The organism is Kordia sp., assembly GCF_965224175.1.
In the GTDB taxonomy this organism is placed as follows: domain Bacteria; phylum Bacteroidota; class Bacteroidia; order Flavobacteriales; family Flavobacteriaceae; genus Kordia.
In genome coordinates, this window is record NZ_OZ245041.1 from 560,494 (window position 1) to 572,906 (window position 12,413).

At 31.2% G+C, this 12,413-nt stretch carries 16 protein-coding genes; 12 read left to right on the forward strand and 4 right to left on the reverse strand.

From position 1 onward, the window contains the following. Positions 1-25 precede the first annotated feature (25 nt). Positions 26-709 carry a DUF2461 domain-containing protein gene (locus tag ACOQOS_RS02670; protein ID WP_420573416.1) on the forward strand — a complete coding sequence of 228 codons (684 nt, stop codon included), beginning with the start codon at positions 26-28 and terminating at the stop codon, positions 707-709. Between the two features lie 17 nt (positions 710-726). On the opposite strand, the gene ACOQOS_RS02675 is transcribed toward ACOQOS_RS02670, so the two are convergent. After that, positions 727-1,146: a glyoxalase gene (locus ACOQOS_RS02675; RefSeq protein ID WP_420573417.1), complete on the reverse strand. Its 420-nt coding sequence runs from the start codon at positions 1,144-1,146 to the stop codon at positions 727-729. Positions 1,147-1,302: 156 nt separating this feature from the next. On the opposite strand from ACOQOS_RS02675, the gene ACOQOS_RS02680 reads away from it, so the two are divergent. From ACOQOS_RS02680 to ACOQOS_RS02700, 5 genes are all read left to right on the forward strand, one after another. Beyond that, positions 1,303-2,202 (forward strand): DUF72 domain-containing protein, encoded by a 900-nt coding sequence (locus ACOQOS_RS02680; RefSeq protein WP_420573418.1) that lies wholly within the window; start codon positions 1,303-1,305, stop codon positions 2,200-2,202. A 3-nt stretch (positions 2,203-2,205) separates the two neighbouring features. After that, positions 2,206-2,802: a hypothetical protein gene (locus ACOQOS_RS02685; RefSeq protein WP_420573419.1), complete on the forward strand. Its 597-nt coding sequence runs from the start codon at positions 2,206-2,208 to the stop codon at positions 2,800-2,802. A gap of 134 nt (positions 2,803-2,936) precedes the next feature. Next, a complete protein-coding gene (locus tag ACOQOS_RS02690; RefSeq protein WP_420573420.1) occupies positions 2,937-3,332 on the forward strand; it encodes an acyl-CoA thioesterase in 396 nt (131 codons plus the stop codon). 778 nt (positions 3,333-4,110) lie between these two features. After that, on the forward strand, positions 4,111-4,845 hold the full coding sequence (locus ACOQOS_RS02695) for a hypothetical protein (RefSeq protein WP_420573421.1): 735 nt from the start codon (positions 4,111-4,113) through the stop codon (positions 4,843-4,845). Positions 4,846-4,991: 146 nt separating this feature from the next. Continuing rightward, the gene (locus ACOQOS_RS02700) at positions 4,992-5,669 is read left to right on the forward strand and encodes a hypothetical protein (RefSeq protein ID WP_420573422.1); all 678 of its coding nucleotides are present in this window, start codon (positions 4,992-4,994) and stop codon (positions 5,667-5,669) included. A gap of 136 nt (positions 5,670-5,805) precedes the next feature. Here the strand turns inward: ACOQOS_RS02700 and ACOQOS_RS02705 are convergent, their stop codons facing one another. Beyond that, positions 5,806-6,393, reverse strand: coding sequence for an alpha-ketoglutarate-dependent dioxygenase AlkB (locus tag ACOQOS_RS02705; protein WP_420573423.1), 588 nt, complete (start codon positions 6,391-6,393; stop codon positions 5,806-5,808). Positions 6,394-6,585: 192 nt separating this feature from the next. On the opposite strand from ACOQOS_RS02705, the gene ACOQOS_RS02710 reads away from it, so the two are divergent. Next, the gene (locus ACOQOS_RS02710; protein ID WP_420573424.1) at positions 6,586-7,035 is read left to right on the forward strand and encodes a hypothetical protein; all 450 of its coding nucleotides are present in this window, start codon (positions 6,586-6,588) and stop codon (positions 7,033-7,035) included. Beyond that, positions 7,035-7,235: a helix-turn-helix transcriptional regulator gene (locus tag ACOQOS_RS02715; RefSeq protein ID WP_420573425.1), complete on the forward strand. Its 201-nt coding sequence runs from the start codon at positions 7,035-7,037 to the stop codon at positions 7,233-7,235. The genes ACOQOS_RS02710 and ACOQOS_RS02715 overlap by 1 nt, the downstream gene beginning before the upstream one ends. 4 nt (positions 7,236-7,239) lie before the next feature. Here ACOQOS_RS02715 and ACOQOS_RS02720 read toward each other — a convergent pair whose 3' ends face one another. Continuing rightward, the gene (locus ACOQOS_RS02720; RefSeq protein WP_420573426.1) at positions 7,240-8,316 is read right to left on the reverse strand and encodes an adenylate/guanylate cyclase domain-containing protein; all 1,077 of its coding nucleotides are present in this window, start codon (positions 8,314-8,316) and stop codon (positions 7,240-7,242) included. A gap of 80 nt (positions 8,317-8,396) precedes the next feature. On the opposite strand from ACOQOS_RS02720, the gene ACOQOS_RS02725 reads away from it, so the two are divergent. From ACOQOS_RS02725 to ACOQOS_RS02735, 3 genes are all read left to right on the forward strand, one after another. After that, positions 8,397-9,314 (forward strand): hypothetical protein, encoded by a 918-nt coding sequence (locus ACOQOS_RS02725; RefSeq protein ID WP_420573427.1) that lies wholly within the window; start codon positions 8,397-8,399, stop codon positions 9,312-9,314. 75 nt (positions 9,315-9,389) lie between these two features. After that, complete coding sequence (locus ACOQOS_RS02730) at positions 9,390-10,703, forward strand: DEAD/DEAH box helicase (RefSeq protein WP_420573428.1); 1,314 nt, start codon at positions 9,390-9,392, stop codon at positions 10,701-10,703. 127 nt (positions 10,704-10,830) lie between these two features. Then, a complete protein-coding gene (locus ACOQOS_RS02735; protein WP_420573429.1) occupies positions 10,831-11,163 on the forward strand; it encodes a hypothetical protein in 333 nt (110 codons plus the stop codon). Between the two features lie 80 nt (positions 11,164-11,243). Here ACOQOS_RS02735 and ACOQOS_RS02740 read toward each other — a convergent pair whose 3' ends face one another. Beyond that, positions 11,244-11,894 (reverse strand): TMEM175 family protein, encoded by a 651-nt coding sequence (locus tag ACOQOS_RS02740; protein WP_420573430.1) that lies wholly within the window; start codon positions 11,892-11,894, stop codon positions 11,244-11,246. A 93-nt stretch (positions 11,895-11,987) separates the two neighbouring features. Between ACOQOS_RS02740 and ACOQOS_RS02745 the strand changes: the two genes are divergently transcribed. After that, on the forward strand, positions 11,988-12,314 hold the full coding sequence (locus tag ACOQOS_RS02745; RefSeq protein WP_420573431.1) for a DUF6660 family protein: 327 nt from the start codon (positions 11,988-11,990) through the stop codon (positions 12,312-12,314). Positions 12,315-12,413 lie beyond the last annotated feature (99 nt).

The following is a 12,413-nucleotide window of genomic DNA, read 5'->3' on the forward strand; positions in this document are numbered from 1 at the left end:
GTACTTTAGTGAAAAATTAGATAAAATGAACGAAACAATCCCTAGAGAAACCTTTTCCTTTTTAAATAGACTGAGCGAAAATAATAACAGAGAATGGTTTACAGAAAACAAAAAAGAATTCAAGGAGATTGAAAGAGAAGTAAAACAATTTTACAATCAATTAGGAGAATACTTAAACAAACATGACCAAATTGATAAGGTAAAAGTATTTCGTATTTACAGAGACGTTCGTTTTTCAAAAGACAAAACACCTTACAAAACGCACTTCGGCGGAAGTTTTAATAGAGTAAAACCAAGATTACGTGGAGGATATTATCTTCACATACAACCAAATAATGAATCATTTATCGCCACAGGTTTTTGGGATCCAAATAGAGAAGATTTATTGAGAATTCGTAAAGAATTTGAAATGGATGATACTGAAATTAGAAAAATCATCAACAAAAAATCATTCAAAGATACTTGGGGCGGATTCGTAGGAGATGAAGTAAAAACAGCGCCAAAAGGTTTTAGCAAAGAACATGCAGCTATAGATTTGATTAAGAAAAAACAGTTTATATTCACCAAAAAGCTCACGGATAAAGAAGTAACTTCATCAGATTTTATGACAAAAGCAGATGATTATTTTAAAGAAATTCGTCCTTTCTTCGATTATATGAGCGAAGTATTAACTACTGATTTAAATGGAGTTTCCTTGTTTGATGACTAGTTGTTAACAACTTAGTTTTAAACAACTTCACTAAATTTCACATCTTTATCAAAAAGCAGAATATTATCCTTTAAGCGTTCTATAACAATATTCATCATGCGCTTATTTAAAGGAGAAGAATTTTCTATATAACTAAGATATTCTTCCAATGTAAACTGTCCGATAATCATACCTTTTAGTGAATTACGGAATTTCATGTCCTTTTGGATTGCATTTTCTATGTATAGCAAGCGTTTTTCTAGTGATAAGTCGTAAAAAACATTTTTTCGTTTGGTAATATAATTTCGAAAAGCAGCAATTAGTAATGGACTTTGAAGTTTAATTACAGGTCGTAATGTAACATTTTGAAAGCGCTCATCATTAGACATATTTTCAGAGATTGACTTAGGGGAAATCTGAGGTCGCGCTTTGACCAAATCATTTTCTCGATCGTTCATGACACTAAAGTTTTATTAAAATTAGAGATAAATGATGTTGATTCTTAACAGGTTATAAACAACTTGTTAACTATTTTATTAACATTACTAAAAATGATATTAATCGATGTTTCATCGCAGAATTCCGTATTTTTATAGTCTGTTAAAAGAATACATATGAAATTCGGAAAAGTTCCCAATCCTGAACAAATAGATTTTACATTACCTAAAAATCATCCAAACACAGAAGTTGTTTTGCAACCGTACATGAATGATGAAAAACCTTCTATTTATGTTGGTTGTGCCAAATGGAATCGACAAGATTTAAAAGGATTTTATCCACGCGGTACCAAAGATGAATTAAAATATTATGCTTCACAATTCAATGCTATTGAACTGAATGCTACTTTTTACCGTATGTTTCCTGCCGAACAGTTTGAAAAATGGCGTGATAAAACTCCAGAAGGATTTAAATTTTTCCCAAAAATCACACAAGAAATAAGTCATTGGAAACGTTTGCAAGCAACTGAAGCCATTGCCGATCTTTACATTTACAATGCCATGCATTTAAAAGAAAAACTCGGAACGATCTTTTTACAAATGCATTCAAATTTTTCTCCAAAGGATTTTGACAGAGTAGCAAATTTTGCTGAATACTGGCCAAAAGAAGTGCCGTTGACAATGGAATTTCGTCATACCGATTGGTTCAACGATGAAAAAGTTTCCAACGAACTGTATCATCTTTTAGAAGAAAATAACATTGCAAATACTTTAGTTGATACTGCAGGAAGACGCGACATTATGCATATGCGAATGACGAATAATGAAGCTTTTATACGTTATGTTGGCGCCAATCATGAAAGCGATTATTCACGTTTAGATGATTGGGTAGAGCGCTTGGAGCAGTGGATTTCTTTTGGGTTAAAAAACATTCACTTTTTCATTCATCAAAATTTAGAAGTAGAATCACCTTTATTAGCTGCTTATTTTATAAAAAAGTTGAACCAACGCTTAGGAAGCAACTTAACAATTCCAAAAACCACTACAACGCCACCAAAACCGCAAACATTGTTTTAGTATATGCCAGAACCGAAAGATTTAATGGGAATTTTATTTATCATCGTATTTATTGGTGTGATCATTAAGTATATCTTCAAATTTATAAATTGGCAAAAAGAACTTGAATACAGAAGGCAAATCAATAAAAAACAAGAATATAATACACAAACACCAGAAGAACTTGCCAGAGAATCGGAAGAATTAAAAAAACAAATCAAAATTAATCATAAGAAATACTACGATAAGTTATTTGAAGGACATGAATTTGTCAATAAAAAAACGACTTCGCTTGATGAGTTTATTATCAATGAATATATTAATCATTATGATTTACACAAATTAGCTGAACTCAATAATATAAAACTTGAGATGTATAAAGGTTGGAACGATTTGTCACTAGAACTAATGAAAGAACTCAATACTACAGGTTGGAATAGAAAAGTTACTTCCATAAAACAAAAGTTCGGAGAATTAAGGTTTTATGCAGAGACTGAAAGAGGTGATATCATAAACGCTTACACAGAAAAATCAAAAACAATTTGTGAAATTTGTGGAGAACCTGGGAAATTTTATTTTGGCATTTGGGATGAAACTAGATGTGATTTACACAAAACTTAAGAAAGTTTTCATACTATAAATAAACTAAAAACTAACATTGACAAACTCTATACGAAACGATACAATATATGTAATACGAGTTGTATTTTTGTTCGTGAATTTATCAATGAATCCGTAATAAATATTAAAAAAACATGAGATTTCATACGCGAAAATGGGTAAAGCCCGAAGATCTAAATCCTAACGGAACATTATTTGGTGGACGATTATTAGCATGGATAGATGAAGAAGCTGCCTTATATGCAATCATTCAGCTTGAAAATCCTAAAGTTGTTACCAAATACATGTCTGAAATAGACTTTAAAAGCTCAGCAAAAAAAGGTGATATTGTCGAAATTGGAATTGAAGTTGTAAAATTTGGCAAATCTTCTTTGATACTCAAATGTGAAGTACGTAATAAAATGACACGTGAAAGCATTATTACTGTAGATAATATTGTAATGGTTAACCTTGATGAAGATGGAAATGCATTGCCACATGGCAAACATCAAGTCGAATTTGTAAAAGATCGTTTAAACGATTCAAAATAGAAAATTTACAATTGTTATAAGTATATAAGTAGGAGAGAAGCGGAATGCTTCTCTTTTTTATTACAGAATATGTAAAGGAGGCTCTTGAGTGATTGAAAATTATATGTTAATTCAGTTAAATTGTTAAGAAAAATATATTTATATAGAATATAATTTCTTACAAAAAAATAAAAGTGTTAGGTTTGTAATTCAGCAATACTATAAAAAACTTTAACAAGTTTTTATGAGCCCAATTCTTCATTGGGCTCTTTTTTTTGTATCTTTAGTAGAGAAAAACATTGACATTCAATTTGCTGTTTAGTTAATTTTTTTCGCATACTGGTTGATTCGGCTTAAATATATTAACCAGACTACGTCCTTAAATTCAAAATCTAAGGACGTTTTTTTGTGTACTTACCTATGATTTAGATAAACGTTTTACATTCAGTTATTTACAGAATATAGAAGTATTCTTAAAATTATATTGAATAAACTTCATGTAAAATCTCGTCTCAAATACTTCTTTGACGGAATTAATTAGTATTTCATCGAAACATACTGTCTATTAGACGCTAAGAAATAAACAAGCGTAAGAATTAATGTACATTTGTATTGTTCTTGTGAATGCACATTAAACAAAATCCCCCTAAAACCCGAAAGAGAGCCAAGTGCTCTCTTTTGTATTTCTATAGCTTTTAAGAAAAAGAAAAAAAGAAATTAACAAAATGATTGTTAAAAAAAATAATTTTGAATCTGATCAAGAATACTTAAATATGCACTGCGAAAAGTATTCCCCGATATGAAGATTGTTCAAACGATTCCTGTATATAACAGAAAAAGTAAACGTGTTACCAGTCTCAGAGTTTCTGATTTTGAGATTATTAAGAATGAAAATGAAGAGTTTTTTGATGTACAAGGTGATTTTGTCATTATAAAAGATCGTTTTTTTCGTGTACCGCATTTGGTAAAACCTTGGACATTTTGGATAGAAGATGGAAAACCACAAGCAGAACCATCAGAAAATAAATCGTATACCAAAGTACTTTTTACGGTAGAAGCGCCTGATAAAAATGAATTTGATTACAAAAATGATTTTCGTGCAATGAATCCGCTTGCTGGGTATTTTCAGAGTTTTAAAACAGGTTTTTTAGAATTGATGCGCCAAATTGCTTCGGAAGAAGTCACAAACTTCGAAATCACATTTTATACCTTAGTTCCTTATCAAACTTCATTACATTATTTATTAGGAAAAACAGGAAGTAACCAAACACGCTTGAATTTTTGGTTTTATGGTTGGATCAACCTAAAATATCGAAACGATTTCATGAATTATCTAAAACAACACGAATTTGATTACTATATTAATGGTAGTACGCGTGCATTTAAAGGAATTATATCACAAGAACTATCGCGAGTAATCAACGTAGAATATCAAGTGCATCATCCAAATAGCGGATTCTGGAAGCGAAAAAATATCAATTTAGGAATCAAAAAAATAGTCCATTTGGAACTTACTGAAATTCCTTGGACGTAACCAATTTAAAGTTGGAATGATAATTGTGTGTTAACATCTCAAAGACTAATTGAAAAATTACGTAATATTGTAAACATAGTTCAATTGATCAAAAATCAATGATGTTGTCCGTAACAAATCTAAAATCAAAATTTTGTGTAACTTTTATGTTCATCCTAATCGGGATGATGTCTATGCATGCGCAAATTGATACCACGAAAACAAGAACTACGGATGCTGATATTACCAAAGGTCGTATAAAACTACCATTTCCTAAGGCAAAAGATCCATTGAAGCCAAAAGAGAAAGCTCCAAACTTTATGGAGTTTAAAACACCAAGCTTACTCACAAAAAAACGTACGAGCTTGATTAAATTGCCAGAATCTAAACGTGCTTCACTCAAAGAAGAAAAAGAAATAGACTTTACAGGACAAGAACGTTATGTAACTCGTAACAAAGAATTTGAACGTAAACTGAACAAAAAGGACAAAGAAATTCGTCCAGAATATAAAGTAGAGCAGTACTTAGGAGATTTTAGAAGCAACGGAAAATATGTTGAAATTGTATGTAGAGATCACGAATTTGTAGATGGCGATAGAGTCCGTGTGTATGTAAATGACGTTGTTGTGGTAGAAAACATATTACTAGAAGCTGCTTATAAGAAATTAGACATTCCTCTAAAAAAAGGATTCAATAAAATAGACTTTCAGGCGTTGAATCAAGGTTCTTCAGGGCCAAATACTGCTGAATTCCGCGTATATGATGACAAAGGCGAACTTATTTCTGCCAATGAGTGGAACTTAACTACAGGTATCAAAGCGACTATGATTATTGTAAAAGAATAGTTTTTAGCCTTTCTCAGATTTTTTTATTCAAATGTTGAAGTGTTGCTATGATTGTAATCATAACTAAGACTTATTTTTTGATAAACATTTTCATTTCTGAACTTCAAAGATTCTTTCTAGTTTTTGAGAGTATTTTCTATTGATATGCTCTTAATGTAACTGAAATTCTTTTCCCATCATACTTTTTAAATTTTGGAACTTCATGCGTCCATTTTAGATTCGTATTCCACGGAATTATGATTATTCCACTATTCCTAATGGTAATATCTTTAAATCCTTTTTCTCCATACTTTCTCATGCGAAATATTCTCTCTTGTCCAAGAGAAATAGTCACAATAGGAGTGTTGTGAATTAAGTCTCTAGTATCATCTCGATGAGGTCCAATATAATGATCCTTTTGTCCATCATACCAATTCAATAAAAGTCCGTTTAATCTGGCATCAACGTTTTTTTGAGACCATTCCAAAAAAATCTTAAATAATTCAGGAATAGGTAAAGCATTATTTTTTGAGCCAGAGTAACTGTAATTTTTACCATATGCTTGTTGCCACCTTGGAGTTAATATTTCTTTACCATACATCTTAACAGTATGGAATTCCTCAGGATGCGTATCCCATATTTTTTCAAAGTCTTTGTTTGAGAAATTTAGCTCTTCAATTTTATCAGAAAAATAAAGAACAGATTCGTCATCTAATGATATTACTTCAAATAATTCTTTTTTCATAATCTATTCTTCAATTGGCTGTAAAGTATGTATAACAGGAATTCCTGTTTTTTTGTGATATTTTAATCGTTTTTAAAACTACAATTTTCTACTTCAAAGTACAAAATTCCTCAAAATATTTTGTGCTTTACAAAATGTAAAGTATATTTGACATTATATAAAACAAAGTTGTCAATTAAAAGCAAACATATTATGTCGAAAGAAACATTTTGCGAAGCAGAAGAAAGGAGATTTGAGAAATTTAAAAACTTTGGATTACCACATTCCTTCAAAAAAATAGGAATTGCACTGGTAGTACTATCAATAGTATTCTTATTAGCACGAAAGCTTTTTTCCATTGAAATCTCAGAAACAATACGATTTATTTCTAAACGTGTTGTATTAATTGGTTTGCTAGTCATTGCAATTTCTAAAGAAAAAATAGAGGATGAAATGATTAAAACCATTCGTGGACAAGCATTCTCAATGGCCTTTATTGCTGGAGTTGTCTATACACTAATTCAACCTGCAATTAATTATATTGCTTCTTTAATTGTTGAAGATAACAATGATCCATTAACTGATCTTGGTGATTTTCAAGTATTATGGTTTTTATTAACGATGTACTTATTATTTTTCTACATGATAAAAAGAAAGCAATAATGAAGAATAGAATCAAAATTGAACGTGCTATTTTAGACATCACACAGGACGAATTAGCTAAAAAAATTGGAGTATCAAGACAAACGATCAATTCTATTGAAAAAGGACGTTATGTACCTTCTACTGTATTGGCTTTAAAATTGAGTGAACTATTTGATAAACCAATTAATGAATTTTTCTTTCTAGAAGAAACAGATTAAACAATTAATCATTAGAAATACTATAAATATTGATGGTTTTTGCTTTTCCTTTCAGTAATAAATCATCAATATTTTTTGTGGCATACTTTTCAGGAAGCTGCAATTCATTTAATAGTGATTCAGAAATTAAAACACTGGCATTATACGTATTACATTGCGATTGAATTCTCGCTGTTGTATTAATCACGTCACCGTGATAAGCAATTTCTTTCTTAATACTTCCAACTTCTGTCACCATTAAAGTTCCGCCATGAATTCCTGCTTTAAACTCTGGAATTAAGCCATACTTTTCTTGATAATGGCTGCTTCTTGTATGTAATTTTTCATTAAAAGCAAAATACAATTCTACGGCATTATTCCGTTTCAAACCACGTTTATAACTCCAACTCAATACGGCTTCGTCACCAACATATTGATAAATTTCTGCATCATATTTTCGTACAATCGTGTTTAAATCATAAAAACATTCTTGAATCAATTGGCTATACGTGTAATGTCCTAAATTCTCAGCAATCGTAGTAGAAGCCTTTAAATCGAGAAACATAAAAATTCGTTTCTCTTCTTGTGGTTTTCGATACTTTCCAAGCAACATTTTTATAAAAACGCCGCGACCAAACTTCTCATTTGCAATTTTGATAAATGAAAACACCAATGAAGCCACTAAAAAGAAGATCATAATTGACCAAAATGTTTTATTAGTACGCCACCAACCTCTTTCTTCGTATATTGAAACATCAAGCACGTATCCTGTGTATTCAACCACAAAACTCACTAAAAAGATCAATGTCACTAAATAAATAAAGTTTTTAGAAAATACAATGATTCCTAAAGAAAGACTTTTCGCCAGATAACGATCAAATAAAAACTCAACAGCAGCATAAAAAACACCAAAAGGAATTCCAGAAATACTTACATAAGTCAATAAATCTAATAATGGCACTTCATATTTAGGAAGAATACTCACGCCTTTTTCTTCAAAAACACCAAAATATCGAATCACAACCATAAAACTGAAAGCCAAAACCCAAAAAAAGATAGATCGTAGTGTAAATAATAAATATTGCTGAAAGGTTCTTCTCATAGTTTGCAAAATACTAAAACTAAATTATAAATATATACGACTGAATATGTATTTTAGTAACAAATTTTAAAACCGACTCTATGAAAACGTTCCTTAAAATAACAATGCTATGCATGTTAGTATTTGCTTGTAAAAGTGAAAAGAAAGAAGCTGAAAAAACTCCAATACAAGAACCTGAAACTGTAAGTTTAGTGCCAAAACTAATGCACGAAGTAAATGGTTTAACGCACTGTGAATCTGTTGTGTATGATAAAAATAAAAATGTTTTACTAGCTTCTTTAATCGGGAATAGAGAACCTGGCGATGGAAGTATTGCTAAAGTTTCTTTAGATGGAAAAGTACTGGACACTACTTTTGTAAAAGGTTTGAATGATCCGAAAGGAATTGCTATTACTGGAAATAAATTATATGTGAGTGATGTTACTGTTTTGGTGGAAGCAGATCTAAATACTGGAGAAGTGATCAAAAGACATACAACTGAAGGTACCAAATTCTTAAATGATGTTGCCATTGCGAATGATGGAGCAGTATACGTTTCTGATACATTCAATTCATCAATCTACGTACTAAAAACAGATGGAACTTTTTCAGAATGGTTAAACTCAGAAGCTTTAGAACATCCAAACGGACTGTTGAAAGTAAAAAATGACATGTATGTTGCTGCTTGGGGAAATATGGTTGGACCAGACGAAAACAAAAAACAAAGTGGAAACTTCTTAAAAGTAAATATGGAAACCAAAGAAATTGCAAAAATTTCAAAAGATACACTTGGAAATCTTGATGGTGTACAAATTTATGATAAAGACAATTTTATCATTTCAGCTTGGAGAACAGGTAAAATCATGAAAATTGATGACAAAGGTACTGTAGAAGATCTATTAACCGTTGGTAGAAGTGTTGGAGACATTCTGTATGTTCCAGAAACAAAACTCTTGGCATTACCTATGAACATTCAAAGTCAATTATTAATTTATAAGTTTGAAGAAGTAAAAAAATAGAAGATTTTACAACAGTCTTTCAATCTTTCAGATATTTAATCGTGCAATTGATGCAAATAACTGTACTTTTGCAGCATGTCAAAAAATATTAAAAATCAACGTGATATCTTAGCAAAATTGGGGATTTCAACACTCAATGAAATGCAAGAAGAAGCGAAATTATCTATAAGCTCGCATCCAAATACGATATTATTATCGCCAACTGGAACGGGAAAAACTGTTGCATTCTTATTACCTGTCATTGCAGAATTAGATCCAAATAGTGAAGAAGTACAAGTGATCATTTTAGCGCCTTCGCGTGAATTGGCAATTCAAATATCACAAGTAACACGCCAAATGGGAACTGGTTTCAAAGTCAATGAAGTGTATGGTGGTCGTAATTTTTCAAAAGATAAAGTCGATTTAAAACATCGTCCAGCCATCTTAGTTGGAACACCAGGAAGAATCGCCGATCATTTGCGCAGGGAAACATTTTCTACCAAAGAAATCAAAACGTTAGTTTTAGATGAGTTTGACAAATCGTTAGAAGTTGGTTTTGAAGATGAAATGAAAGACATCGTTTCGCTACTTCCACATATTGAAAAACGTGTGTTAACTTCTGCAACGAAAGACATGGACATTCCGCGTTTTGTGGGAATGAGAAATCCGCTTACAATTAACTATCTAGGTGAAAAAATCGCAAAACTAGAAGTAAAACGTATACTATCGCCAACAAAAGATAAACTTGATACACTATTAAATACTATTTCTTTAGTAGCGAATCAACCAGGAATTATCTTTTGTAACTTTAAAAACACCATTCAATACGTAAGCGACTTTTTAACATCAAAAGGAATCTCTCATGGTTGTTTTTATGGTGGAATGGAGCAAAAAGACAGAGAACGTGCATTGATCAAATTCAGAAACGGAACACATCAATTGATCATTGCTACAGATTTAGCAGCTCGTGGTATTGATGTTCCTGAAATAAAATTTATCATTCACTATCAATTGCCATTAAAGGCGCAAGAATTCACGCATCGTAATGGTCGTACAGCGCGTATGCATGCAGAAGGAACGGCGTTTGTATTGCAATGGGAAAACGAAACGGTTCCAGATTTCATCTCAGATGTAGAAGTTGTAGAAGAAATTGCTTCTGGCGAAAGACCGAAAGCTTCAAACTGGAAAACCTTATTTATATCTGGTGGAAGAAAAGACAAAATATCTAAAGGTGATATTGCTGGTTTATTCATGAAGCAAGGAAAACTTAATAAAGACGAATTAGGCATGATTGAACTTAAAAGTGATTGTGCATTTGTCGCGGTAAAAGCTTCCAAAGTGAAAGAAGTCATCAAACTTACATCTGATACACGTTTAAAAAAGAAAAAAGTTAGAGTAACACGTATATAATTTATCTGTGCACAAAAAATACCATACAATACATGGAGCTTGCTAAAAAATAACAAGCATTTATATACAAAAAGCGGACTTCGGTTCGCTTTTTGTACTTACATTTATCAAACAAGTTTACTATATTATGAAACGTATCTATCAAATTTTACTTATCATCATTACAACAACGCTTTGTATTTCTGCAACAACTTCACAAACAACAGATGATGATTGTACTTTTGAAGGTAAAAAGCTCTATGGAAAAATCCGTTTTGTAGAAAACGCCAACAATGCAGATGTGAAAATTAAAATTGTCAATAGTTTTCCTGATCTAAAAGTAAAATTTGTAGAAAACTTTGCAGATGATTGTGGTGAATGGCAAGTTGTAGAATATGGTGAAGATTTAAAAGTATACGTTGCAGAAAATTTTGCGGATGTAAAAGTGAAATTTGTAACGAGTTTCCCTGGAATGGATTAAGAATTTAGATTTACACTATTTCAAATATTCTTCTCTGTACTAAAATGCAATCAAAAGTTGTTCTTTGAATAGAAATAAACTTACACTTCTTCTGTGTTTTCAATAATTTCAGAATCAACAGTAATTAATTTTTCGCTTTTCTTCTTAAAATGACGATTAATAAACGGTTGAAGTATAAAAATAAGTACAAATACAAATCGAGAAACAAGCGGAAGCACAAAGGCTAAAATACCTGACAAAATCCAAATAAACATACTCATCAAAGCACGTGTTTTTTCAGATTGACCTACAATCAAGGAAACTGAATCTTCATGTTTCGCGATATATCGAATCATCAAAAAGTTAAAAAATCCAATCGCAGACAAATTAAAACAGTAAAAAGCAAAAGGCGAAACAGTATTAAATCCTTTCACGTACAATCCTGTAGAAAAAGGTAAAAGCACTATAAAAAGTAAAAGGAAGATATTAAGCCACAATAAAGTATAACTTACTTCTTTTACATAGCGCATAATTCGCATATGGGCAATCCAATACAAAGCTGTGACCAAAAAACTAACCAAAAGGCCAATAAAACTAGGAATACGATTGCCTAAAATAGCACCAAGTGTGCTAGAGTTAGCTTCTTCTGCGCCAGGAATCGCAACTTCCAAAACCAGCAATGTCATCGCAATAGAAAACACAGCATCACTAAAACTTACCACACGCGATTTATCATAGGTAATTGGCTCCATACAATACAATTTTCTCAAATATACTATTTATTAACAAACAAAAATGAACTATTCTGTTCATCAAAAAAACCTTTTCCTATATTTGTAAGACAAATGAAAAACATCAGTTTCATACTAGGAATTTTAATTTTAGCCTTAGCGTTAAAACCATGCTCTGATGGATTCTGTTCAGATTCAGAATCCGAAACTGAAATTTGCTCAGATCAAGGAAACGAACATGAAGAAAATCATGATGATTCCTGTGCTATGCTCTGTGTTTGTAATTGCTGTGGTGTCTTAGTTGTTTTTCAAAAACCACAAACATTCAATCTACATTCAAAGAAAAATATCTCTACACAAGTCAATACTCACTACGAATCACACTACCGATTCGATATGTTATTTGCTATTTGGCAACCGCCACAAGTTTTAAATTCCTAAAACAAAACTTAAAATAACATACTTAAACGATTATGATTTTGTCTAGACTTCAAAAATGAAGCAATCTTGACAATTAATCCTAATTAAAACTACAATAAA